Below are 23,989 nucleotides of genomic sequence, written 5' to 3' on the forward strand. Positions count from 1 at the left end.
CGTGCCCCATCCGCCTGCGCCCCGTCCAGATTTCCATCCGGCGGTTCGCTCACCGCCTCGGTCGCGGATCGCGGTATCGGCGGTCCTCGCCGTAGGCCGGACGGGCAGAGGTATTGCTGCCGCGACGGATATCTCGCGGCTGACGATCATGGGCATAACTGTCATTGTTACGCAGTGACTGCGACCGGCGCTGCGGCGGGTTCGCAGTGCCGTCGTAACCCCAATCCTGGGGTCGCTGCACCCGCACGCGCCTGGTGTCCTCACGCGCCGGATGGCTGCGTGGAGGCTGCCGCTTCTGGGCCGGTCGCCGCGCCGGTTCGGTGGCCGCGGCGCGGCGTGCGCGTCCCACCGGACTCGGTGCGCGCTGCACCCGTCGCCGGTCCAGGCGGTCGCGCAGAACCTCGGCACGGGTCTGAGCGTACGGAACCGGGTTGGGCAGCCGGAGCATTCGGCCGAACCTGCCGTCACCGCCCGATGCCAGCGCCGCAACCGCTTCGGGTTCGTGCCGAGCCGCGTTGGCCAGCAAACCGAACATGATCAGTGTGGTCAGCGTCGAGGTGCCACCGGCCGACAGCAACGGCAGCTGGATGCCCGTCACCGGGAGCAGTCCGACGACGTAGCTGATGTTGATCAGTGCCTGCGCGGTCACCAGGATCGTGATGGTCGCGGTGAGCAGTCGCAGGAACGGGTCCACCGAGCGCACCGCGATCCGCAGGCCGACAAAGGCGAACAGACCGAACAGCAGCAGCACGATGACGCCACCGACGAGTCCGAGTTCTTCGCCGATGATCGCGAAGATGAAGTCGTTGTGGGCGTTGGGCAGGTAGTTCCACTTCGCCCGGCTCTGCCCGAGTCCTTCACCGAACGGTCCACCGTTGGCGAGGGCATAGCGTGCCTGCCGGGCCTGGTAACCGGCACCCTGCGGATCGTTGTCCTGACCCAGGAAGCTGAGCACCCGCGCGCTGCGGTAGCCGGCCGACATGGCGAACACGGCGGCCAGCGCCACACCGGTGAGCGCGAAGAAGCCGAAGACCTTCATCGGCAGACCCGCAAACCACAGCAGTGCGCCGATGATGATCGCGATGGTGATGGTGGTACTGAGGTTCGGCTCCAGGATGATCAGGCCACAGATCAGGACCGCGACCGGGATCAGCGGGATCAGCAGCTCACGCAGTTGCGCGTCATCCCGGCGACGTGAGGCGAGCAGATGGGCACCCCAGACACAGAGTGCAACCTTGGCCAGTTCTGAGGGCTGCACCGAGAGTCCACCGATGACAAACCAACGTCGGGCACCCTGACTCAGCGTTCCGATGCCCGGCACGAGGACCAGCATCAGCATGATCGTGGTGATGATGATCGCCGGGGCGGCCAGCCGTCGCATGATCCGCACCGGCATCCGGACGGCGAAGTAGAACAGCACCACACCCATCGCGGCGAACACCAACTGCGTGGTGAACATGCCGTACGACGAACCGGTTTTGGAATAGCCCTCCACCGACGATGCCGACAGCACCATCACCAACCCGAAGGCGGTCAGCAGGACGGTGAGGGTCACCACGAGATGAAACGACGCAAGTGGCCGGCTCAGGACACCGGCGATCCTGGTCAGAATCGAACCGATCCCCTCGCCAAGGGAGATGACGCGGCGCTCTGGCCCGGACTTGCGCTCTGGCCCGGACTTGGATGTGCTGCGAGTACCGGCCCCGGTCGAACCGGCGGCCTCGGCCTTGTCATCGGAGCCGCCGCCGATGTCGACGCCTTCCAGATCCCCGTCGTCCTCGAGGTCTACGCCGCCCAGGCTTGTTTCCGGATCGGAGTCGATATTCGAATCAGAATTGTCAGAGTCCGCGTTGATCCGGTTCTTTCGCATCAGGATTCCCCCAGCACCTGCGCGCCCGGGAGGGCGCGGGCACTCGCGGCGAAGCTGTCGCCGCGGGCTCCGTAACCGGAGAACATGTCCAGCGATGCCGCCGCCGGGGCCAACACCACTGCATCAGGGGTGTCCGGGTCGGCTGCGCAGAGGTCCCAGGCGGCCCGCACCGCGCTGTCCATGACCGCAGTAGCGGAAGCGATGTTCACCGCCCCATCTTCCCCTGTTACTCGTGTGACTGTTGGGACCAGAGGGGCGTGTCGTGCCATTGCATCTCTGATGATGTCGCGATCGGCTCCGATGATCACCACCCCGGCGAGCCGATCGCGGACGGCGACGATGAGTTCGTCGACCGAAGCGCCCTTCAGCAATCCCCCGGCAATCCAGATCACCCGGCGATGTCCCAGGATCGAGGCCTGCGCGGCGTGGGGGTTCGTCGCCTTCGAGTCATCGATGAAGGTGGTGGTCCCAACAATGGCGACCGGCGCACTGCGGTGTCCGGCGACGGTGAACGCTTCGAGCCCTTCGGCCACGGCCTGCGGGCTCACCCCGACGGACCGGCACAGCGCCGCCGCCGCCAGCGCATCGAGTACGCCGGACGGACCCTGCGGCCGCACCTTGTCGGCGTCGATCAAGGCAACGACATCGGACAACGGGACCGGACGGGAATCGCCACCGGCGTCCCAGTCGACCCGGTCGACCAGTCGGCCGTCGACAACACCGAGTTCATCCGGTTCCGGGACCCCGAGCCGGAATCCGAGCGTGCGCCCTTCCGGATCCGAACCGGTGAGGTTGCCTGCCACCGGGTCGTCGCGGCCGACCACCGCAACCGGCCCCGACAGGGCGATCGCCTTGGCCTGGATGTAGGCATCCATCGAGCCGTGCCAGTCGAGGTGGTCTTCGGCGATGTTGAGCACCACACCCGCGGTCGGACGTACGGACGGTGCCCAGAAGAGTTGAAAGGACGACAGTTCCACCGCGAGCACGTCGACGCGGGGCTCCGCGACCAACGCGTCGAGCACCGGCAGGCCGATGTTGCCGCAGGCCATGACCGAGGCTCCGGCAGCGGACATGATCGACTCGATCATCCCGGTTGTGGTGGTCTTGCCGTTGGTACCGGTGACCACCAGCCACTGACGTGGCGGCCCGGTGACGCCGGATCGGTCCACCTGCCAGGCCAATTCGACCTCGCCCCAGACCGGTAGCCCCGCGGCCGCAACCACCAGCGGGTTGTCGGGCCGAAAGCCCGGCGATGCGACGACGAGGTCGAAGTCGGTGGTCCAGTCCGAGGTAGCGGTCAGAGTGTCCGGGGACACCGCCGCAGCACCGGCGGCCACCAGCGGCTCGAGCGCGGCAGGTCGGTTGTCGCAGACGGTGACCGCCACACCCTGGTTCAGCAGGAACCGTGCTGCGGAGGCTCCGGCAACACCGGCGCCTGCGACCAGAACCCGCTCACCCCACGGTGATTCCTGCACCGTCATCGGCTATCCCCCACTTGCACCGAGGAATTCGCTGTAGAACAGCGACAGCCCCAGAGCGCAGGCGATGGCGGTCAGCAGCCAGAACCTGATGATCACCGTGGTTTCCGCCCACCCGGACAGTTCGAAGTGATGATGGAACGGCGCCATCCGGAACACCCGCCTGCCGGTGGTCCGGAAGACTGCGATCTGGATGACAACCGAGATGATCTCGGCGACGAACAACGCGCCGACGACGACGGCCAACAACTCGGTACTCGTCGTGATCGAGAGACCGGCAAGCAGACCACCCAGTGCCAGAGAACCGGTGTCGCCCATGAATATCTTGGCCGGCGCGGCATTCCACCACAGGAATCCCAGACAGGCTCCACCGCCGGCCACCGCGATCAACGCCAGATCGAGTGGATCGCGGACGGTATAGCAACCGGGCTCGGCAGCTTTGGGCCCACCGACACAGGCGTTGCGGTACTGCCAGAACGTGATCAGGACGTAGGACCCGAGCACCATCGCCATCGAACCCGCGGCGAGGCCGTCGAGTCCGTCGGTGAAGTTGACCGCGTTGGACCATGCCGACACGACCAGCCACACGAAGATGATGAAGACCACCGAACCCATGGCGATGGCGTCGATCTCACGGACATAGGACAGCTTCGGGCTTGCCGGCTGGTAACCGGCCTCGTTGCGGAACTGCAGCGCCAGCACACCGAACAGCAATGCGGCGATGAGCTGACCCACCGACTTCGCGGTCTTGTTCAGTCCGAGGTTGCGCTGCTTGCGGATCTTGATGAAGTCGTCGAGGAAGCCGACAAGCGCCAACGTGGTCGCCAGCGACAGCACCAGGATGCCCGAGGCCGTCGGACCGCTGCCGTCTGTGATGTACCCGAACAGATGCGATCCCCAGTAGCCCGCCCACAGTGCGGCGACGATCGCCACGCCGCCCATCGACGGGGTCCCGCGCTTGGTCTGGTGGCTCGCGGGCCCCTCGACCCTGATCTCCTGACCGAAGCCTTGACGCGAAAAGACCTTGATCAGCACCGGGGTCAGCAAGATCGCCACCGCCAGCGAGATCACGCCCGCAATCAGGATCTGCCTCACCTGAACATCCCTATCTGTCGAGTATCAAAGCTGTGGTCGAAGACGTTCACGCAGGATCGCCGCCCGGAGTCCGGCGGTCGCCGCGGCCGTTCAAGAATTCGGTCAGACCGAGCTCGCGCCCACCCATCACCAGCACCACATCGTGCTCGCCGAGTTGCGCGTCCAGTATCTCCGCAGCCTCCTGTGGTGTGGACACCAGGACCGCCTCCGAACCCCACGACCCCTCCATGACCGCACCTTGGTGGAGTCCGTGTACGGCTCGAGAGGTACCCACGCAGATGACCTGACCGATGTCCAGGCGCACAGCCAGCCGTCCGAGTTCGTCGTGGGAGACCACCCAGCGCGTCATCTGAAGCCGATCATCGGCATCGAGATCCGGCGGGAGGTCCATCTCACCGAGCACCGCCCAACTGCGCCGCTCCGGCGCGGCGTGCACCGCATCGGCCAGGTCCCGCAGGGCGGCGCGTACCGCCCTGGTGTCGACCCGGTCCACCCGCTCGGCCTGGCCACTATCGGTATTGCTCACTGTGATGACTCCGTGTCAGTTGAATTCTGTTGCGTTCCAAGATCATCGATCGCCCGGGCCAGGACGACCCGATCGTCGAAGGGATGCTTCACGCCGTGGATCTCTTGACCGGCCTCGTGGCCTTTGCCCGCCACCAGCACCACGTCACCGGGCCGCGCCCAGCGGACGGCGGCTTCGATCGCCTCGGCCCGGTCGCCGATCTCCCGGACCGGTTCAGCGTCCGAGGGGCGCTCGGCAAGCGGTACGGCCGCGGCTCCGGCGACCACCTGCGCCCGGATCTCGGCTGGTACTTCGGATCGCGGATTGTCATCGGTCACGACCACGAACTCGGCGCCGCGTGCGGCCGCCTCACCCATGATCGGACGCTTACCGGTGTCGCGGTCGCCACCGGCTCCCACGACAACGGCGATGCGGCCTTTGCTCTGTCCTCGCAGCGTGCCGATGACGGCCTCGAGCGCGGCGGGTTTGTGGGCGTAGTCGACCACGGCGAGGAACGGCTGCCCGCGGACCACGCGCTCGACTCGTCCGGGTACCGCAACGTCACCGATCGATGCGATCGCCGTCGCCGTCGGCACACCGGCACCGGCCGCGAGCGCAACTGCGGTCAGCGCATTGGCGACGTTGTAGCGGCCCGGCATCGGGACAACCATCTCGTACGACCGGCCGTCCGGCCCGGTCATCGTGACGTGCTGTGCACCGTCTGCGGCTACCTCGGATGGTCCGGCATGCCAGTCGACGCCCTCCCCTGAACCCGACGTCGACACACTGACCGCGCCGGGGCCGGCGATCTGCAACATCTCACGGCCCCAGTCATCATCGATGCAGATCACCGACGCCTCAGCGTGAACCGGCGAATCCGGCTGGAACAGAAGCGCTTTGGTGTTGAAGTAGTCGCGCATGGTCGGATGGAAGTCGAGATGGTCCTGCGAGAGATTGGTGAAAGCCCCCAGCGCGAACCGGCTGCCGTCGACACGACCCAGATACAAGGCGTGACTCGAGACCTCCATCACCACCGAATCCACACCTTGCTCGAGCATTGCGGCCAACAACCCCTGCAACTGTGGGGCCTCCGGCGTGGTCAGCGCACTGGGCTGCCGAATCCCGGCGATCCGGGTCTCGACGGTGCCGATCAGTCCCACCGAGTGCCCGTCCGCCATCAGCGCCGCCTCGGTGAGGTAGCTCGTGGTGGTCTTGCCCGAGGTTCCGGTGATACCGATCAGTGTCAGACGCCGGGAGGGGTGGCCGTATATCTGGGAGCTGAGGTCACCGAGGACCTGCCGCGGCTGCGGATGAACCAGCACGGCACAGTCATGGGCGCCATCGAGACCGGCGACGATGTCGCGTCCGGCGGGATCGGTCAGTACCGCCGTCGCACCGGCAGCCAGTGCATCCGCGGCGAATTGCGCACCGTGGAAATGGCTGCCCGGTAGCGCCGCGAACAGGTCTCCGGGCCGAACATCCTGCGCCCGAAGGGTCACACCGCTCACCGCGGTCTGTCCTGTCGCCGTGCCGATCAGATGTATCTGTGTGTTGCCGGTCGCCGCGAGAGCCTCGACCGAGGTCGGGGTGACCAGGGCAGGGCGCAACACCGAACTATCGGGAGCAGACATTTCCTCAACATACCGCCGCGGGGTCACCCGGCTTGCAAGACCAGTGGAGGCGTCGGGCCCGATGACAGTGGTATCCGTTCGCGCTGCAGCATCCAGGACGCGATGGTCTGGAAAAGCGGCGCAGAGCTCTGTCCACCGGTGCCGTCACTGCTTCGTTTCGGGTTGTCCAGCATGATGCCGATCACGTATCGCGGGTTGTCAGCGGGCGCGATTCCGGCAAATGTGATGTTGTACGCCTCGTTGGAATAGCAACCACACTTCGGATCCACCTGCTGCGCGGTACCGGTCTTACCGCTGATCTGATATCCGGGGACGTCGGCCTTCACGCCGGTGCCGTTCTGCACACCCATCGGATCGCTCTGGACCACCGAACGGAACATGTCACGAACCGACTTGGCGGTCGCGGGGCTCACCACCCGAACCCCTGCAGGCTGCTCGGTGACACCGGGCTGACCCTCGCCGTTGATCGCCTGGATGATCCGCGGCGGGATCCGCACGCCGTCGTTGGCAACGGCCTGGTACATGGCCGTCATCTGCAGCAGCGTCATCGTCAGACCCTGGCCGATCGGAAGGTTGGCAAAGGTGCCACCCGACCACTGCGTGCGGGCCGGGACCACGCCGCCACTCTCGCCCGGCAGACCCACATCAGTGCTCTGGCCGAGGCCGAAACGCTTGAGCATGTCGGCAAATCGGTCCTCGCCCACCTTCTCGGCGAGCATCAGGGTTCCGACGTTGGAGGACTTACCGAAGATGCCCGTTGTCGTGTACGGCGCAACATCATGCGCCCAGGCATCTTTCACGGTGGCATCGGACATGGTGATCGTTCCCGGCACCTGGTGCACCTCGTCCGGCGTGGTGACACCGTATTCGATGGCGGCCGCCGCGGTGACGAGCTTGTTGACCGAACCGGGCTCGAATGGCGATGTGACCGGTAGGTCACCGAGCTGCACATCCCCTTGTTCATCAAGGGGTTTGGCGGGATTGAACGTTCCGTCGTTGGCCATCGCCAGCACTTCACCGGTCTTGGCATCCATGACCACGGCCGACGCGTTCACCGCGCCCGAGCGTTCTTTGGCCAGCTGCACCTGGTTCTGGACGTACCACTGGATGTCGGAGTCGATGGTCAGTTCCACAGTGGCACCGTTGACGGCCGGATGCAGGTTGCGAGGGCTGCCCGGGATGACCGCGCCGTCGGAGCCACGGTCGTAGGTGCGCGACCCGTCAGCGCCTGAAAGTACTGAATCCATCGAGGATTCCAGGCCGATCAAACCGTTTCCGTCGAAGTCGACGTCGCCGACGATGTTCGCGGCCAACTCGCCACCGGGGTACAGCCGAACGTCCTGTCGCTCCGAACCGACCTCGGGGAATTCGTCGATGATCTTGTTTGCCGACTCCGGGCTGACCGCCCGGGCCAGGTACACGAAAGTCTCGTTGCTACGCAGCAGTTCACGAAGCGAGGACTCGTCGAACTCGTTGCCGAGTTCCTCTCGGATTCCCCTCGCGATCTCGCCGATCCGGGTGTCGAGGTCCGGTAGCTTCGAATCCTTCTGATGCGCTTCTTCGATCTCTTTGCGCACCTTGGCCGGCTGGAAGGTCAGTGCGCGAGCGTCATCGGTGTAGGCGATGGCCTTGCCGTTGCGGTCCTCGATGGCACCACGTTTCGCGGGCAGCACCTCGGTCACCGCACGCTGACTCGCCGCCTCGGCGGACAATGACGGACCGTCGACAACCTGCAGCATCGTCATCTTCACCGTGACCACCAGGACCACAACAAGGATCAAAGCCGTTGCCACCCGGTGGCGCCGCAAGAATTGGCGACTGGCCCGGATCATGTCGTCACTCCCGTGGTGCGAACCACCGGCCGGGAAACTGTTACGCCCGGCGGCCGTCCGGGGCGCGTTGTCCGGATGGTCGCTGTCGCGATATCCGGCAGGACCCGTTCCCTGACGTCCCCGCGGACGCTGGGATGGGCCGACCCGATCCCTGCCCGCCGATCGCTGCCGGGTACGACGGTCGCCCGCACTCCTCGGCCGCATCATCGGCGGTACCGATCGTCAGCAGATCCATTCGCCGTGAACATCATCGCAAATGAGACCTTCATGGTTGTCAATTCTCTGCTGCGCTAACCGTCTTCGCCCGAATTTGCGCCCGGCGCGCCGCCATTGGTTGGAAGAACATTTGTGTACGCGGGCGCCGTCGGGGCCTCGGCCGGGGTATTCACGGTCGGTGCCGTCGGAGAGGTCGGGGCGGTCGGCAGAGGATTGGCGGCATCGCCACCCGGGGCGACCGGGGTTCCCTGGATCGGAATACCCTGAGCCCCTGGTGTTGTCGGGGCGACAACCGGAGTCTCGGCGGGCTTCGGCACGACCGTTTTCGGACCGTTGTTCATTGACGGCGCTTTGTCACCTTCAGCAGGCTTGATCTCCCCGACAACGGTTTCACGTCCATCGGGACCGACGACCATCCGCGGCACATCGGTGGCCGGGATCATGCCCAATCCACCGGCCTTTTCGGACAATTCAGGTGCAGAATCACCCGACTCATATTCCTTCTTGAGAGCGTCGCGACGGTCTGACAGCTGTTCGTTGTATGCGCGTTCCACACCGAGCTGGTACGAGTCCTGAGCCGACTTGGTCGAAAGCCACAGTGTCAGCGCCAATCCGGCCAACAGCATCCCGACGACGACAACGGCGAACGGGACACGACGCACCGCCTGTACCGGCGCACTTCGCATGCGGCCCCACATCGCCGGCTTCTCCACCGGCGTGGTCGGGCCCTCGGGACGTTGCCAGTGACGCGAAGTCGACGAAACCGCCCCGGCACCAAGGCGTTTGCGACGACGCTCGAGCGCCTTCTCCGCGGCGGCCGAACGTTGCCTGTTCGCACCCGAATGCCTGGCACCCTGCTCACCGGCATCGCGGCGACGCGCTGTGGCGAGATTGTCGTCGGTAACCGTCACTTCTTCCCCCCCGCTATCCGCTCGATGACCCGCACCCGCACGGATGCGGACCTCGGGTTGCGCTCGATCTCTTCGTCCGATGCCTGTTCCGCTCCCCTGGTCACCAACACGAAATCCGGTGCGGTTCCTGGCAGATCGACAGGGAGTCCGGGTGGTGTCTTCGATTTGGTCCGCTCGACGAACTCGCGTTTGACGATCCGGTCCTCCAGCGATTGGTAGGACATGACCGCCAGACGCCCACCGACCGCCAACGCCGAAAGTGCAGCGGGCAGAGCAGCCTTCAATGAGGTCAGCTCTCCATTGACTTCGATCCGCAACGCCTGGAATGTGCGTTTGGCCGGATGACCACCGGTACGTCGGGTGGCCGCCGGGATTGACCGATACAACAGTTCCACCAGTCGGCCACTGGTGGTGAAAGGTTCGATCTCGCGTTCACGCAGTACCGCGGAGGCAATCTTGCCTGCAAACCTCTCGTCACCGTATTCCGAAAGGACACGGGCCAATTCGCCGTGCCCGTAGGTGTTGAGGACGTCGGCCGCGGTCAGGGGGTCATCAGCATTCATCCGCATATCCAGCGGAGAATCAACCGCGTAGGCGAAACCGCGGTCGGGCTGATCGAGTTGCATCGACGAGACGCCGAGATCGTAGAGTGCGGCATCGATCTTCGTGACACCGGCCTGCTCCAGGGCCTCGTCCACCGCGTCGTACCGCGTGTGGACAAAGGTGATCCGATCACCGAAGGGTGACAGGCGCTCGCGCGCGAGATTCAAAGCGTTGATGTCGCGGTCGATTCCGATGATCGAAACACCGGGAAATCTCTGGGCGATGAGTTCGGTATGGCCGCCTGCGCCGAGAGTGCCGTCGACGTAGATCGCGTCGGTACCGTCGGGATGTCGCCGGGTGATCGAAGGTGCAAGCAGTTCGATCATCCGCTCGGCCATGACCGGGACGTGCCCGAAGGGGCCATCGGCGAGATCCACTGTGCTACCTCTCGTGCGGTCCGGGTGCGCCAATTGGCCGGCAGGTGTGTGGGTGGATCCTGGTCCCTGCCCGATCTCCGCACCTGGCGCTGGGGAAGTGCGTCAGGGGCGGGCTGTCGAACCTGGCGCTGGGGAAGTGCGTCAGGGTCGGATCGGGCAAAGGCCTCGATTCACCCACGTGGTCTTGTGGTCCTTGGCCTCAGGCCGTGTCCAGGACGTCGAAGCCCACGCTCGAGAAGTTTTCCTCGTGCTCATCCTGGTAATCGCGCCATGTCTGCGCGTCCCAGATCTCCAAGTGGCTCATGTTTCCGATGACCACACACTCTTTGGCCAGCCCCGCATAGCGACGGTGATCCGGGGACAGGGTTATGCGCCCCTGACCGTCTGGCCGCTGCTCATCGGTACCCGAGCTCAGTTGACGTTGAAAAGCCCGGGCAGCAGGATCGTTCTTGGGCGAGCTCATCACTCGTTGAGCCAACTCATAGAAGTCATCCCGCATGTGCACTGCGAGGCTGCGGTCCTGACCTTTTGTGATCATCACCCCTCCTGCAAGTGCGTCTCGGAACTTTGCGGGCAGCGTGAGCCGCCCCTTGTCGTCCAACTTGGGTGTGTAAGTGCCGAGGAACATAGCGCTGGCCATGTGTCGTCACCTCCAACCCCAAGGTTGATGGAAAGATCCGGTTCTCTTCCACCAACGATCACCACTGTACCCCACAATCCACCACTTTCCACCCCTTGGAGCGCAAAAATGGGCGTAAGTCCTCCGATCCTGCAGGTACAGGCCTTGTAGCCAGGTGGGGGACGAAACCTGATCCCGGGTGTCAGGGAACCGTTCGGGCGGCATTTTCGAGCTCCAGGGGGCACTTCAGCCCCGTTTTGTCGGCGAAACCTCATGGGTGGGAGAAAGTGGGGGCCCGGGTGGAAAGTGGGGCGAGATGCCCTGAAAACACAAAAAAGGCCGTACATCGCAATGCGATGCACGGCCTTCTACGGTCAAGCGCGCCCGAAGACGTCTACTCCTGCTCGAAGCGGCGGTTGAACCGCTCTTCCATTCGTTCAGAAAACTTTCGTCCTTGCCGCTGCTCGCGGCCCGACGAACCGCCGCGCGACGACGACCCCGAAGAACCTCCGGGAGTCGATCCGCTCCTAGTTCCCCACAACGCCATCAGCCCGGCACCGAACATCACCAGGAAGCCGATGAGGCTGACAATGGGGAATCCGCCGATCTGCACCTCGATGACGACTCCCCCGACAAGGAGGACAAGTCCGACGAGGAACAACACGGCAGCCTGCAGTCGACGGCGCGCAGTGGAGCCGCGAAAGCGACGCGACCGTACGTTCGACGCAAACTTGGGGTCTTCGGCGTACAGAGCGTTTTCGATCTGTTCGAGCATGCGCTGCTCGTGCTCTGAGAGTGGCACCCGCCCCCTCCTTCAGCACATGGTTTCGGTAGAGCATCCAGAGGAGACAATTCCGGTTGCCCGGACCCACTGCGGTGGACCCACCTCCGATGATACGAGGTGTTGGAAGTTCGAACCACCATTCCCCGCCACAAGTTGGTCAATTTTGGTCCGTTAGCAGTAATTTCGGAGCCTTCAGGCCGCACCAGCAGGCATATTCGACGGTTTGCCCCGCTCGAGTCGCAGGATTTCCATCTCGACCACGTGTAAAAACTTGTCCACCTTCGGTCGCAACTCGGCAATCTGTTCGTCGGTCACCGACCGGATCCCGGCCTCGGTGTCGGCGCGTAGGCGAGAGAGCCCGGCGAAGTACGTTGCCCACTCGGAGAGCTCAGGCATCGCCTGCGGCAACCGCGCCCACGCACTGCGCGACCCACGTCGGCGGGTGGGGTGCTCGGCGACGGCCAGGACGGCGCCGGCCGCGCGCAGCGCCGATTGGTACAGCGCGCTGAACGCCTCGGCGGAGTCGGTGACGACATCCGATTCACGCAGCCGCGACTCCGCTCGTTCCAGCATCTCGCGGGAGGCGATGATCTGGGTCGGCTCGGGCAGTCGGGTGACCCGTGCGGCCCGTCCGGTCGAGGCCGGTCCGACATTCCGGGGGCCGCGCGCAGGGGTTCGTGCCATCGTCGCCATCTCGGTCCTCCTTTGCCGGACTATCTGTTGTCTATGCGGGGTCGGCTCGGTGGCCTACGCTTCCCTCGTTGGCCACCGAGCCGCCCTCACGTCGTAAAGCGGGTAAACGATGCGGCTTGCGCCTTTGCGGAGGTTGAAGCCTCGAACACCCGTTCGACAGATTCAATATACCCAACGACACCGACAACCATCAAGCAAAAAAGGCGGAAACTTCTGTGCCCATCCGGATCGCCGACCTCTCGGCCCACGATGCACAGATCTGGCTACCCGAGGCCTTGAGCGTCTACGTCACCGCGATGAACTACCCGCCGGGCACCGAAATGCAACGGGCTCCCCTGTGGCACGACCACATCCGGCGCCCCGGTTGGAAGGCCGTCGCCGCGATCGACTCAGCCGGCCCGGCGACCGGGCGGGAAACCCTGGTGGGGATCGCATACGGATACAGCGGCGCGCACGATCAATGGTGGAACCAGCAGGTGCGCAGTGGTCTGGTCCGCGCCGGGTCAAGCCGTGAGCGAATCAGCGCCCTCACCGACAACTACTTCGAGCTGACCGAACTTCACGTGCATCCGTCCGCACAGGGCAGGCAGATCGGCGAGCAATTGCTACAACGCCTGCTGGCCGGTCGCTCCGAACCACAGGTGCTGCTCTCGACACCCGAGGTAGACGAGGAGAACAACCGTGCGTGGCGGCTCTACCGCAGGTTGGGTTTTGCCGACGTGCTCCGCGGCTTCACCTTCGCCGGTGATCCCAGACCGTTTGCTGTCCTCGGCCGCGCCCTCCCACTGCGATAGGACCACATGATCGACACCCTCGTTATCGGCTCCGGACACAACGGCCTCGTGGCCGCCGCCTATTTGGCAGCCGCCGGTCAACAGGTCAAGGTGCTCGAACGCGACAGTGTCGCAGGCGGAGCCGTGTCCACCGTCGAACGGTTCCCGGGCTATCGCGTCGACCGTGGATCGTCGGCGCACCTGATGATCAGGCACACCCCGATCCTCGAAGAACTCGCACTGGCCGATCACGGACTGCGATACATCGACTGCGACCCATGGGCGTTCTGCCCCGCTACCGACGATGCTCCCCCGATCATCTTCCACCGCGACCTCGAGAAGACGGTCGCGTCGATCGAGGCGGCCTGCGGTCCCGCCGATGCGCGCGCCTACCGTGGATTCGTCGACGTCTGGGCGCGCCGGTCGGCGGCGATGATGTCGGCGTTCACCTCGTCGCCCTCCCCGCTCGCTCTCGGCAAGGCGTTCTGGGGTCTGCCTGCGCGCATCCCCGGCAACGGCTCCGCCGCCGGACTCGGGCTCTCACAAGAGTTCCTGATGTCCGGCAATGCACTCCTGGACAACTGGTTCGAATCCGAACACCTCAAGGCGGCGCTGGCGTGGTTCGGAGCGCAGTCGGGTCCGCCGATGAATGAACCGGGAACCGCACCCATGGTCGGTTTTGCCGCCGCGATGCACACCATTCCCCCAGGCCGGGCGGTCGGCGGCAGCGGCGCGCTCGCCGAAGCCCTCATCCGCAAACTTCACGCCGACGGCGGCGAACTCGAACTGTCGGCCGCTGCGACCGCCATCGAGAAGCAGGGTGACAGCTGGCTGGTTCGGACTGCCGATGGTGGCGCGCACCGTGCCCGATCGGTGATCAGCGCCTGCCACATTCTCACCACCCTTGACCTGTTGCAGGCCGGTGGATTCGACCGCACCACCGCCGACCGGTGGCGCTCACAGATCCGCATCGGTGGCGGTATCGGTATGGCGGTCCGTCTCGGGGGCACCGCCCTGCCGCAGTATCCCGGACTGCCCGCCGACACCTCGGTACATGGCGGGCTGGGTCTGCTGGTTACCGATCGCGGACATCTGGCCCGGGCGCACGCCGATGCCGGCGCAGGCGATCTGCCGCGGCGCCCCGCGCTGATCGCGATGAGTTTTTCCGCAATCGATCCGACCCTGGCCCCACCCGGCCGGCATCAGACGAGTCTGTGGGCCCAGTGGCATCCGTACAAGCTCTCCGGCGGGCGCAGCTGGTCCGACCTCGCGGCCACCGCAGGCCAGGAGATCATCAACGAATTGGACCGGCACGCACCGGGGTTCGCCGACTCGATCGAGCACACCTACGTCCAGACGCCCGCCGACCTGGAATCCGAGATCGGGATGACCGGCGGCAACATCATGCATGTGGAGATGTCGCTGGATCAGATGCTGATGTGGCGCCCCCATCCCGAATTGGCCCGGCACCGGGTTCCCGGCGCCCCGGGTCTGGTGCTCGCCGGGGCCTCGACCCACCCGGGCGGTGGTGTCAGCGGTGCCAGCGGTCGCATCGCGGCGACCGCGGTCCTGTCCGACCGGAGATCTCCGTTGGCCAGGATCACCCGCGGCCGATGGGGATGACCGCAGCGCTGGTGGTCCCCCGACGTCAGATCTTGCTGTGGACCTCCGCGGTCCTGCTCGCCGGATCGATCGCCGCGCAGATCATCTACCCCTTGGTCGACGGGGTGGCGCGCGATCAGGCCACCGTGGTCGTCGTTGTCGCCGCGGCCGCCGCGATGCTCGCTCATGCCACGTTCCGGCTGGGGCCACTTCGGGCGGTCGCGGTCTTCGCGGCCACGGCCGGCGTCGGATGGACCGCCGAGATCGTCGGCGTCGCCACCGGATTCCCGTTCGGCGCCTACGCCTACGCCACCGATCGGATCGGGCCATCCGTGGCCGAGGTACCGGTGATCATCGGCTTGGCCTGGACCGCAGGCGGTTACAGCATGTGGTGGATCAGCTCGCTGATCAGTCGCCGTCTTCCGATCCGGATCGCCGCGGCAACCGTCGGGATGGTCGGCTGGGATCTGTACCTCGACCCGCAGATGGTCAGTGCCGGATTGTGGACCTGGTCCACCGATGACGCCGGGCTCCCCGGCATCGACCAGATCCCGGTCACCAACTTCATCGGCTGGGCCGGTGTCGCGTGCGTCATGTTCATCTTGCTCTCGCTGATCGACCCGAAACCGGTCACGGTGACACCGATGACATTGGTCGCACCGGTGGGCTGGTTCACCTGGACCTGGCTCGGATCGGCGCTGGCGTTCCTGGTCTTCCTCGACGATCCCGCGCTTCCCGCGGCGGTTCCGTACGGGCTGATCGGGATGGGCATCCTGGGGGTACCGGCAGCTGTGGCACTGTCTCGTCGGCCTCGTTCCGGCATCAACTGAACGCCATCAGCGCGGCCCTCCTCACGGACCGGCCCGGCTAATGGCACGATAGCTGCGTGCCTGAGATCACCCGACCCAACCGCCGTCGCGGTCCCCTGAGTGCGGTGTTGCTCGTGCTGGCCCTGCTCTTCGGCCCGGCACTTGCCGCCTGTTCTGACGAACCCGCCCAATACGGCGATCGGCTGTGGGGCGCGATTGTGCTCGCCGAGAAGGACATCGGCCAGGAAAAGGGTCCGCAGATCACGGTGCCGCAATCGCTCGAGACGGTGGTCACTGCCACCGAGTTCAAACGCGACGGACTGATCGGCACCCGGGCAACATTCACCGAGGCCACCCTCGGCCAATTCGCCCAGCTCGGCGAACTCGTCGACGACGCCTACCCGGATGCCCCCGTGACTCTGGACCTGCAGGCGCAGCGCCGCGGAGAAGCGGTCACCTTCCGCGGTACGGCCGATCTGCAGGGTTTGACGCCCGAGCGCGACTACATCGAGTTCTCAGTCCAGTTCGCCGGACCGATCAGTGCCACCAACGGCCAGCAGGACGGCGACGACGCCGTCTCCTGGAAGCCGGAGATCGGCAAGGCGACCCCGATGACCGCCGAGGCCCGCTACGACGAACCCGGGACCGCCGCGTTCGCCGGCTGGACGGGCCTGATGGCAGGCATCGCGTTGGCCGTGGCCGTCGTGGTGGTGGCGCTCGCGTGGGTCAGCCGCGACCAATCGTCGCGGCCAGGTGCCCCGCACAAACGTCCGAAGGACGCCCCGCATCCACCTGTGGGAAGCTCGAACGCCGGCGGTACGGGTCGCAGCGGAACCGACAGCAGCGGGAACTCACACTGATCGGTTGGCTACCCACTCTGGTGTCGTCGAGCGGTCAGGCAGCGAGCGAGTTCATCCCGAGTCGCTCGAGGACCTCGCTGGTGGCCTTCGCGAAGTTCAGGCTGCAGAAGTGCAGACACGGCGCGCCCTCGTCGATCAGGCGCTGCGCCATCTCGGTGGCCAGGTCGATGCCCACTGCGCGGACCGATTCCCGGTTCTCCTCTGGCCCGTCGCCTGCAGCTTCGGCCAGTCGCTTCTCGACCGCGGGCGGGAGCACCGAACCCGAGAGTTCGACCATGCGACGCACCGAGGCGAGCGAGGTGATCGGCATGATCCCCGGGATCAGCGGCTTGGCGCCCTGTTCCGGATCGACCGCGTTGACACGGTCGCGCAGTCGCAGATAGTGATCGACGTCGAAGAACATCTGGGTGATCGAATACTGGGCTCCGGCACGAAGTTTCGACACCAGGTACCTGGTGTCGTGATCGAGGTCGGGCGCCCGGTGATGACCTTCGGGGAACGAGGCCACCCCGATGTTGAAGTCGCCGAGATCCTGCAGTAGCCGGACGAGTTGTTCTGCGTACTCCAGCCCGTCGGGATGCTTGACCCATTCGCCCAGCGGGTCACCCGGCGGGTCACCACGCAGGGCCAGGATGTTGGTGATGCCCTGGTCGGCGTAGCCGCCGGCCATCGCCCGAAGCTCGTCGATGCTGTGCCCCACCGCAGTCAGGTGAGCGACGGGGAGCAACGTGGTCTCGCGCGCGATCTCCCCGGTGATACGCAATGTCCGATCACGGGTGGAGCCGCCGGCGCCGTAGGTCATCGAGACAAAGGCCGGGTTCATTCGCTCGAAAATCCGCACGGTTCGCCACAGGCGCGCCTCGGCCTGCTCGTCTCGGGGCGGCATGAACTCGACCGAGAACGGCACCGGACCCGAGTGGGGTTCGGTCAGCCGCTTCACGATCGATGATTGCGTCATCTGCGAACTCACCCGGCAAGTATAGAGGTGGCGGCCGGGGACGACCGCCTGCCTGCCGCCGCCACATCCCACCGTAGTGTGGTTGACGTGGCAATCCAGTCTGTGACCGACGTTCCCGCCGCGACCACCGACCTCTTGCAGCGGGTTTTTGCAGACCGCGCATCCACGGCAGCCGACATTGGTCCGGGATTCTGCGATGCGGTGGACGCACTGTCTGCTTTTGTAGTCCGCGGCGGCAAACGTGTCCGACCGACGTTCGCCTGGGCCGGTTACCTGTCCGCAGGCCCGGCCCGCACCGATCCCGACCGGCTGCTGTCGGTCTGCGCCGCCCTGGAACTGATGCAGGCCTGTGCGTTGATCCACGACGACATCATCGATCGCTCTGACACGCGCCGCGGGTTCCCGACGATCCACCGCGAGTTCGAGACCCGACATCGCGAGGCCGGCTGGCGTGGAGATGCCGCCGACTACGGCGAAGGCGTTGCTATCCTCCTCGGAGATCTGGCCCTGGCCTGGGCCGATGACCTGATCGCCGAAGCCGGGTTCGATGCACAGATCCATCGGTCGGTGTCGGCGATCTGGCGGGGTATGCGCACCGAGGTCCTCGGCGGTCAGTTCCTCGACATCGCAACCGAGGCCTCCGGCGACGAGACACCGGAGGCCGCCTATCGCGTGATGCGGTTCAAGACCGCCGCCTACACGGTCGAACGCCCGCTGCACCTGGGCGCTGCGATCGGCGGCGCCGACGCCGGCCTGATCGAGTCGTTGCGTTCGTTCGGCACCGACATCGGCATCGCCTTCCAGCTTCGTGACGATCTACTCGGGGTCTTCGGCGATCCGTCGATCACCGGCAAGCCGGCAGGCGACGACATCATCGCCGGCAAGCGGACCGCACTGTTGTCGGCAGCTCTGGGCCATCTCGACACCCATGACCGGGAGGCGGCACGCGTACTGCGTGAGCGGGTCGGACGTGCGCTCGACGCCGACGAATTGGCTCAGACATTGGCGATCATCACCGCCAGTGGTGCCGTCGCCGAGGTGGAACAACAGATCGAGGATCTGGTGACCAGCGCGCTGGCCACCTTGACCGCCAGCACCGCGACCGCCTCCGCCAAGGCCGATCTGATCGAACTGGCAACCGCCATGACCCGCCGCCAGTACTGATGCCGCGTACCACCTCAGGCAAGAGCGACCGGATTGTTGTTGTCGGCGCAGGGTTGTCGGGGCTGACCGCAGCCCTGTATCTGCGCGGTGCAGGCCGCGAGGTGACCGTGCTCGAGGCCGCCGAGCTACCCGGCGGCCGGGTCGCAACGGAGACGATCGGTACCAACCGATTCGACACCGGCGCAACAATTCTCACGATGCCCGAACTCGTCCACGCACCACTGGCCGCGGTGGGCATCAATCGAGACGACGCGGTGCGGCGTCTGGATCTGATCGACGTCGACCCGACCTATCACATGCGATACGCCGACGGAACCGAACTGAAGATGCACCGCGACATCGACAGGCTGGCCGCCGCCATCGCCGAAACCTTCGGCGTCGAAGCGTCTCGCGGCTACCGAGGCCTCACCGACTGGCTGGCACGGTTGTACGACGCCGAGTTCGACCGCTTCATCGACCGCAACTTCGATTCGCCCATCTCGATCGTCCGAGACCGGAAAACCCGCACCGACGCAGCACAATTGGTGCGCCTGGGCGCACTGGGCAAGCTCTCGTCGGCGGCGGGGCGTTTCATCACCGACGAACGACTGTTGCGCGCCTTCACCTTTCAGGCCCTGTACGCGGGGGTACCGCCGGAGCGAGCCCGCGCGGTGTACGCGGTCATCGCCCACATGGACATCAGCATGGGTGTCTACTATCCGCGCGGCGGTATGGGCCGGGTCGCCCAGGAGATGGCCAACGCACTGATCGAGGCCGGTGGCCGCGTCGAACTCGGCGCCGCCGCCGAAGGTGTCGAGTGGGACGGCAACCGGGTGAGCGCGATCGCGACCACCGATGGCCGCCGGTGGCCCTGCGATGCCGTCATCTTCACCACCGACACGCCCGTGACCCGGCGACTACTCGGAGACAAGCCCCGTGGCGGTTCCCGCAAGATCGTCTACTCGCCGAGCGCAGTGGTCGCACACGGCGTGGTTCCCACCTCCGTCACGGCACAGTGGCCGGGCGGGCATCACACGCTGGACTTCGGCATGGCGTGGTCGCAAACCTTCCGTGAACTGACCGCCCGCTCGGGCCGGGGCCGGCTCATGAGCGACCCGTCGCTGCTCATCAACCGGCCCGCGGTCTCCGATCCCGACCACTCGATCACCGCGGCCGGCGAATCCGTGACGGTGCTCGCCCCCTGCCCCAATCTCGATTCCGCACCTCTGCCGTGGCGAGAACTCTCGAGGCCGTACGTGGACGAGGTGCTCGCCGTCCTCGAGTCGAGGGGTTACCACGGCATCCGGGAGAACTTCGAGATCGTCAAGGTCGACGACCCCGGCACGTGGGCTGACAAGGGGATGGCGGCGGGCACACCCTTCGCCGCAGCCCACACCGTGCGCCAGACCGGACCACTGCGGACCCCCAACCTCGTCCGCGGAACCGACAACGTGGTGCTGGCAGGCAGCTCGACGGTGCCCGGGGTCGGCATCCCGCCGGTGCTGGTCTCGGGTCGCCTGGCCGCCGCCCGCATCGTCGGTGACTAGGATCATCGAGATGTCCGTACCCGCCACCACCCCTGCGCCGGTCACCGTCGCCGGTCGGTGGCGGCGAGGTTTCTCGGTTCGAGCGTTGCGCGAGTTCTGTGCCACCGAGATCGGGCGCCACGTAGTACTCGGATTCATCGGTTCGGTACTGGTCACCATCGGCAGTTTCGGTGTCGGTGACGTCCCCCGCAACAACACCTCGCTCCAGAGCATGAACCTGTCGTGGATGTACTACGGCCACGGAAGAACCCTGAGCACCATCGCTTTCTGGCTCGGTGTTGCGTTGATGGTGATCGCGTGGGTCCGGATCGGCCGCACGCTGCACGCACAGCAGGCCGGTAACGCTCAGAAGACCAGCGCCACACCCGCATCGGCCATCGGCTGGGCGTCGGTGGCCTGGTCTGCTCCCCTGCTGATCGCGATACCGCTCTACAGTCGCGACGTATACGCCTATCTCGCGCAGGGGGCGTTGCTGCGCGACGGCTTCAATCCCTACTCCGACGGTCCCGCGGTCAATCCGGGGCCGCTGGTCGATTCGATGGCGCAGGTCTGGGCGACCACCACCGCGCCCTACGGACCCGGCTTCATGGCCGTTGCCCGCGCGGTGACGGAGGTGACCGGCGACAGTCCGGTTGCCGGAGTCCTGGTGATGCGCCTGGTCTTGCTGCCCGGCCTGCTGTTGACGCTGTGGGCACTGCCCAGGCTTGCCCGCCGGTTCGGCACCAATCCGTCGATGGCCATCTGGATCGTGCTCCTCAATCCGATGGTCCTGATCCATCTGGTCGGCGGCCCGCACGTCGAACTGCTGATGATGGGTGTGTTGATCGCAGGCGTCACGCTGGTGGTCGAAGGCCGCCATGTTGCCGGGATGAGTGTGCTGGCGCTGGCCACCGCGATCAAGATCACCGCCGGTGTGGCGATTCCGTTTGTCCTCTGGATCTGGCTCGCGCACATCCGCGCCGAGCGACCGGTGCGGGCGGGCGATGTGGTCCGGGTGCTGGCCTGGATCATCGGACTGGGCGCGGTGATCTTCGGTGGCCTGACACTGGTCGTCGGTCATGGATTCGGCTGGCTGCTCGGGTTGACCTGGGCCGACAAGATCATCAACTGGCTGACGATCCCCACCGCGGTGGCTCATCTGATCACCTTCGCCGCTTCACCATTCACGGCGCTGCCGCTACTACCGGTGCTCGATGTGGTCCGCACCGTCGGATCGGTCATCATGGCGCTGACGCTGGTGGGTCTGTGGCTGTGGTTCCGCAGATCCGAGCGGGACGCGGTCAAGGGCATGGCGTGGGCGATGTTCGCCGTCCTGCTGCTCGAACCATCCACGCTGCCTTGGTATTACACCTGGGCGCTGGTTCTGGCCGCCGCCTTCGCGATCGACAGGCGAGCCATCGTGGCGATCATCGTGTTCTCGGTGTTCCTGTTGCAGGTGTTCGGCCCCACCGACGAGATCTACATGTATGAACTCACCGACGTCCTGCTGGCGCTGGTGTTGTCCGGGTTGGCCGGGTGGTCTTTCGTGCGGGTTGATCCGCTTCGATTACGCCGGTTGATCCGAGGGAAACCGGCACCCGTCCCCGCCGCCGGTGCCACCGAAGACCTGTCATGACCGAAGATCTCAGCGCCGCGTACGAACACTGTCGTCAGCTGGCCAAGGTTCACGGCCGCACGTATTACGCCGGTACCCAACTGCTTTCGAAAGACAAGCGCAACGGTGTGTACGCGCTGTACGGATTTGCGCGGATGGTCGACGACATCGTCGACAACGAAACGGGACCAGACCGTCTCACCCGCCTGGATCTGATCGAATCCGATCTTGCCGCGGCCCTCGCCGACCCGGCGTACCGGCCAGACCTACCAGAAGTGCTGGCGGTCGCCGATACCGCGACCACCTACTCGATCGACCACCGCTACTTCGGAGCTTTCCTTCGCTCGATGCGAATGGACCTGCCCGAGAGCCCACTTCATGTCAGCCGCTACCGGAGCATGGAGCAACTGCGGGACTACATGTACGGGTCGGCCAGCGTGATCGGCCTCGAGTTGCTCCCGATCCTCGGGACGGTTGTCCCGGTGTCGGAGGCGACCGAATCAGCACGTTCGCTCGGAGACGCGTTCCAGCTCACGAACTTCATCCGCGACCTCGGCGAGGATCTCGACCGCGACCGAATCTATCTCCCCACCGACGAACTCGCCGCATTCGGCGTCGACGAATCGATGCTGCGCCGGTGCCGTAGGACCGGACAGGTCCCACCCGAACTACGCCGGGCCCTGGCACATCTGATCGCGGTGACCCGCGCCGAATACCGCCTCGCCGAACCCGGCATAGAACACCTGACACCGACCAGCCGTCCCGGAATCCGCGCGGCGTTCACCATGTACCGGGCCATTCTCGACGAGATCGAGGCGAGCGATTACCGCATACTGACCCAGCGTGCCGTGGTCCCCCGGCGCAAACGCCTGACCCACATCGCCGCAGCACTCACCGTCCGACGCTGACGATCGTCACCGGGTTCGCGGTCTCAGTTGAGATCAATCTCGGCATTGGCCGCTGCCTCGATCCAGTCGATCGCCTCATCGGTCAGTTCCGACGAACCGTCCACGGAATCGATCTTGCCGCGAGCGGGGGTCCGGGCGCATCAGGAACAACCCTGAATTGCGGACCGGACCTGCGCGCTTCGCCGCCGCATCCGAGAATGGCCAAACTGTGTCAGACCGGCCGGGCACAATGTGGTCCAACCCCATTCGCACACGGAGAGGAACTGATGTGGCCACAGACACCCCGCCACCCCGTACCGGTTCGTCCGAAAAGGAAGTGCTGGTGGGCTTTCTGGACTATCTGAGGGTGTCCGCGGCCTCGAAACTCCTCGGAGTTCCCGAGACGGCAGCCCGGGCACCGGCGGTTCCGAGCGGCACGAACCTGATCGGTCTTCTGCGTCACCTCACCTATGTCGAACGAGCAATCTTTCTCGAAGTGAAGGTCACGAACTGGAAATCCACGTTCACCGCAACAGATTCGGACACAGTCGATTCGATCATCGAGGCGTACCGCGACGCCACCGTGCAAGCCAACGCAGTCATCGCCACCTACACCGACCTTGCCGAACCCGCACCGATCGCACCCGGTCGAACATCGGCGCCCTCGATGCGATGGGCGCTGACCCACATGATCGAGGAGACCGGACGCCACGCTGGCCACCTGGACATCATCCGCGAGCAGCTCGACGGCCAGACCGGGCGATAGATGGAGGTTGAGTAAACCCGTGCGCGGTGACGACGAGAACCTTGACGACTCCGGTCAGATCGTGACCGCACGGCTGATTCTGCGTACATGGCAGCCCGCTCACTGGTCTGGTCGATCCCACCACATTGGACGTCCGAAGTAAGAAAATAGAGCCGGTACGAGTTTCGAAAGATGGTGGAGTGAAAGAGATCAACATGATCGCCAGCTGCACCGACCCGGTACCCGTCGCCGAATTGCGGTGGACCTGGGCCCGCGAGTCCGACGCAACAGTTCCCCATGGTCCACCGATGAAGCATTCACAGAATTGACAGCCGAGTGGCAGGGCTTCAGCAAGGTTGTCCTCTCCCCATCCGTCCCTTCGATCCCCCTGTACACCCGATGTGGGTTCTCGATCGAGAACAACCTGATGGTGCGTCAGGCGAAAACCTGATGACCG

At 65.5% G+C, this 23,989-nt stretch carries 22 protein-coding genes; 10 read left to right on the top strand and 12 right to left on the bottom strand.

Annotation, left to right across the window (positions count from 1 at the left end):
* Positions 1–49 precede the first annotated feature (49 nt).
* From ftsW to AC1TPF_RS26180, 11 genes are all read right to left on the bottom strand, one after another.
* Positions 50–1,870, bottom strand: a complete 1,821-nt coding sequence (ftsW, locus tag AC1TPF_RS26130; RefSeq protein ID WP_482145749.1) for a putative lipid II flippase FtsW — start codon at positions 1,868–1,870, stop codon at positions 50–52.
* On the bottom strand, positions 1,870–3,351 hold the full coding sequence (murD, locus tag AC1TPF_RS26135; RefSeq protein ID WP_482142065.1) for a UDP-N-acetylmuramoyl-L-alanine--D-glutamate ligase: 1,482 nt from the start codon (positions 3,349–3,351) through the stop codon (positions 1,870–1,872). The genes ftsW and murD overlap by 1 nt, the downstream gene beginning before the upstream one ends.
* Before the next feature lie 3 nt (positions 3,352–3,354).
* Positions 3,355–4,443: a phospho-N-acetylmuramoyl-pentapeptide-transferase gene (mraY, locus tag AC1TPF_RS26140; RefSeq protein WP_482142064.1), complete on the bottom strand. Its 1,089-nt coding sequence runs from the start codon at positions 4,441–4,443 to the stop codon at positions 3,355–3,357.
* 46 nt (positions 4,444–4,489) lie between these two features.
* Entirely contained in the window at positions 4,490–4,969 is a 480-nt protein-coding gene (locus AC1TPF_RS26145) for a UDP-N-acetylmuramoyl-tripeptide--D-alanyl-D-alanine ligase (protein WP_482145750.1), read from the bottom strand.
* On the bottom strand, positions 4,966–6,579 hold the full coding sequence (locus AC1TPF_RS26150; RefSeq protein WP_482145751.1) for a UDP-N-acetylmuramoyl-L-alanyl-D-glutamate--2,6-diaminopimelate ligase: 1,614 nt from the start codon (positions 6,577–6,579) through the stop codon (positions 4,966–4,968). The genes AC1TPF_RS26145 and AC1TPF_RS26150 overlap by 4 nt, the downstream gene beginning before the upstream one ends.
* 23 nt (positions 6,580–6,602) lie before the next feature.
* Positions 6,603–8,618: a peptidoglycan D,D-transpeptidase FtsI family protein gene (locus AC1TPF_RS26155; RefSeq protein ID WP_482145752.1), complete on the bottom strand. Its 2,016-nt coding sequence runs from the start codon at positions 8,616–8,618 to the stop codon at positions 6,603–6,605.
* 83 nt (positions 8,619–8,701) lie between these two features.
* Positions 8,702–9,538: a cell division protein FtsL gene (gene ftsL / locus AC1TPF_RS26160; protein WP_482145753.1), complete on the bottom strand. Its 837-nt coding sequence runs from the start codon at positions 9,536–9,538 to the stop codon at positions 8,702–8,704.
* The gene (gene rsmH, locus AC1TPF_RS26165) at positions 9,535–10,479 is read right to left on the bottom strand and encodes a 16S rRNA (cytosine(1402)-N(4))-methyltransferase RsmH (protein WP_482142151.1); all 945 of its coding nucleotides are present in this window, start codon (positions 10,477–10,479) and stop codon (positions 9,535–9,537) included. Before rsmH ends, ftsL begins: the two co-directional genes overlap by 4 nt.
* A gap of 238 nt (positions 10,480–10,717) precedes the next feature.
* On the bottom strand, positions 10,718–11,146 hold the full coding sequence (gene mraZ / locus AC1TPF_RS26170) for a division/cell wall cluster transcriptional repressor MraZ (protein WP_482142150.1): 429 nt from the start codon (positions 11,144–11,146) through the stop codon (positions 10,718–10,720).
* 385 nt (positions 11,147–11,531) lie between these two features.
* Complete coding sequence (locus tag AC1TPF_RS26175; RefSeq protein ID WP_482142059.1) at positions 11,532–11,939, bottom strand: DUF3040 domain-containing protein; 408 nt, start codon at positions 11,937–11,939, stop codon at positions 11,532–11,534.
* A 174-nt stretch (positions 11,940–12,113) separates the two neighbouring features.
* On the bottom strand, positions 12,114–12,614 hold the full coding sequence (locus AC1TPF_RS26180) for an SAV_6107 family HEPN domain-containing protein (RefSeq protein WP_482142058.1): 501 nt from the start codon (positions 12,612–12,614) through the stop codon (positions 12,114–12,116).
* Between the two features lie 215 nt (positions 12,615–12,829).
* On the opposite strand from AC1TPF_RS26180, the gene AC1TPF_RS26185 reads away from it, so the two are divergent.
* The 4 genes from AC1TPF_RS26185 to AC1TPF_RS26200 are packed head-to-tail and all read left to right on the top strand — an operon-like array spanning position 12,830 to position 16,658.
* Entirely contained in the window at positions 12,830–13,408 is a 579-nt protein-coding gene (locus tag AC1TPF_RS26185) for a GNAT family N-acetyltransferase (RefSeq protein WP_482142057.1), read from the top strand.
* A 6-nt stretch (positions 13,409–13,414) separates the two neighbouring features.
* Positions 13,415–15,010: a phytoene desaturase family protein gene (locus AC1TPF_RS26190; protein WP_482145754.1), complete on the top strand. Its 1,596-nt coding sequence runs from the start codon at positions 13,415–13,417 to the stop codon at positions 15,008–15,010.
* Positions 15,001–15,819 carry a carotenoid biosynthesis protein gene (locus AC1TPF_RS26195; protein WP_482145755.1) on the top strand — a complete coding sequence of 273 codons (819 nt, stop codon included), beginning with the start codon at positions 15,001–15,003 and terminating at the stop codon, positions 15,817–15,819. Before AC1TPF_RS26190 ends, AC1TPF_RS26195 begins: the two co-directional genes overlap by 10 nt.
* Before the next feature lie 56 nt (positions 15,820–15,875).
* Entirely contained in the window at positions 15,876–16,658 is a 783-nt protein-coding gene (locus AC1TPF_RS26200) for an LppM family (lipo)protein (protein ID WP_482145756.1), read from the top strand.
* Positions 16,659–16,692: 34 nt separating this feature from the next.
* Here AC1TPF_RS26200 and AC1TPF_RS26205 read toward each other — a convergent pair whose 3' ends face one another.
* On the bottom strand, positions 16,693–17,616 hold the full coding sequence (locus tag AC1TPF_RS26205) for a methylenetetrahydrofolate reductase (protein WP_482145823.1): 924 nt from the start codon (positions 17,614–17,616) through the stop codon (positions 16,693–16,695).
* A 78-nt stretch (positions 17,617–17,694) separates the two neighbouring features.
* Between AC1TPF_RS26205 and AC1TPF_RS26210 the strand changes: the two genes are divergently transcribed.
* The 6 genes from AC1TPF_RS26210 to AC1TPF_RS26235 all read left to right on the top strand — a co-directional run bounded on the left by AC1TPF_RS26210 (position 17,695) and on the right by AC1TPF_RS26235 (position 23,861).
* The gene (locus AC1TPF_RS26210) at positions 17,695–18,780 is read left to right on the top strand and encodes a polyprenyl synthetase family protein (RefSeq protein WP_482145824.1); all 1,086 of its coding nucleotides are present in this window, start codon (positions 17,695–17,697) and stop codon (positions 18,778–18,780) included.
* Positions 18,780–20,306: a phytoene desaturase family protein gene (crtI, locus tag AC1TPF_RS26215; protein ID WP_482142053.1), complete on the top strand. Its 1,527-nt coding sequence runs from the start codon at positions 18,780–18,782 to the stop codon at positions 20,304–20,306. Before AC1TPF_RS26210 ends, crtI begins: the two co-directional genes overlap by 1 nt.
* A gap of 10 nt (positions 20,307–20,316) precedes the next feature.
* A complete protein-coding gene (locus AC1TPF_RS26220) occupies positions 20,317–21,921 on the top strand; it encodes an alpha-(1->6)-mannopyranosyltransferase A (RefSeq protein ID WP_482142052.1) in 1,605 nt (534 codons plus the stop codon).
* Positions 21,918–22,808 carry a phytoene/squalene synthase family protein gene (locus tag AC1TPF_RS26225; protein WP_482145757.1) on the top strand — a complete coding sequence of 297 codons (891 nt, stop codon included), beginning with the start codon at positions 21,918–21,920 and terminating at the stop codon, positions 22,806–22,808. The genes AC1TPF_RS26220 and AC1TPF_RS26225 overlap by 4 nt, the downstream gene beginning before the upstream one ends.
* Positions 22,809–23,076: 268 nt before the next feature.
* Positions 23,077–23,553: a DinB family protein gene (locus tag AC1TPF_RS26230; RefSeq protein ID WP_482145758.1), complete on the top strand. Its 477-nt coding sequence runs from the start codon at positions 23,077–23,079 to the stop codon at positions 23,551–23,553.
* Between the two features lie 179 nt (positions 23,554–23,732).
* Complete coding sequence (locus tag AC1TPF_RS26235) at positions 23,733–23,861, top strand: hypothetical protein (protein WP_482145759.1); 129 nt, start codon at positions 23,733–23,735, stop codon at positions 23,859–23,861.
* Positions 23,862–23,989 lie beyond the last annotated feature (128 nt).

The sequence above is a fragment of the Williamsia sp. Y853 genome (assembly GCF_056786495.1).

Coding starts and splice junctions, on each gene's coding strand:
- AC1TPF_RS26195 (WP_482145755.1), top strand. CDS start 15,001: ATGGGGATGACCGCAGCGCTGGTGGTCCCCCGACGTCAGATCTTGCTG.
- AC1TPF_RS26180 (WP_482142058.1), bottom strand. CDS start 12,614: ATGGCGACGATGGCACGAACCCCTGCGCGCGGCCCCCGGAATGTCGGA.
- AC1TPF_RS26155 (WP_482145752.1), bottom strand. CDS start 8,618: ATGATGCGGCCGAGGAGTGCGGGCGACCGTCGTACCCGGCAGCGATCG.
- rsmH (WP_482142151.1), bottom strand. CDS start 10,479: ATGGCCGAGCGGATGATCGAACTGCTTGCACCTTCGATCACCCGGCGA.
- AC1TPF_RS26190 (WP_482145754.1), top strand. CDS start 13,415: ATGATCGACACCCTCGTTATCGGCTCCGGACACAACGGCCTCGTGGCC.
- AC1TPF_RS26220 (WP_482142052.1), top strand. CDS start 20,317: ATGTCCGTACCCGCCACCACCCCTGCGCCGGTCACCGTCGCCGGTCGG.
- murD (WP_482142065.1), bottom strand. CDS start 3,351: ATGACGGTGCAGGAATCACCGTGGGGTGAGCGGGTTCTGGTCGCAGGC.
- AC1TPF_RS26150 (WP_482145751.1), bottom strand. CDS start 6,579: ATGTCTGCTCCCGATAGTTCGGTGTTGCGCCCTGCCCTGGTCACCCCG.
- ftsW (WP_482145749.1), bottom strand. CDS start 1,870: ATGCGAAAGAACCGGATCAACGCGGACTCTGACAATTCTGATTCGAAT.
- AC1TPF_RS26205 (WP_482145823.1), bottom strand. CDS start 17,616: ATGACGCAATCATCGATCGTGAAGCGGCTGACCGAACCCCACTCGGGT.
- mraZ (WP_482142150.1), bottom strand. CDS start 11,146: ATGTTCCTCGGCACTTACACACCCAAGTTGGACGACAAGGGGCGGCTC.
- crtI (WP_482142053.1), top strand. CDS start 18,780: ATGCCGCGTACCACCTCAGGCAAGAGCGACCGGATTGTTGTTGTCGGC.
- AC1TPF_RS26225 (WP_482145757.1), top strand. CDS start 21,918: ATGACCGAAGATCTCAGCGCCGCGTACGAACACTGTCGTCAGCTGGCC.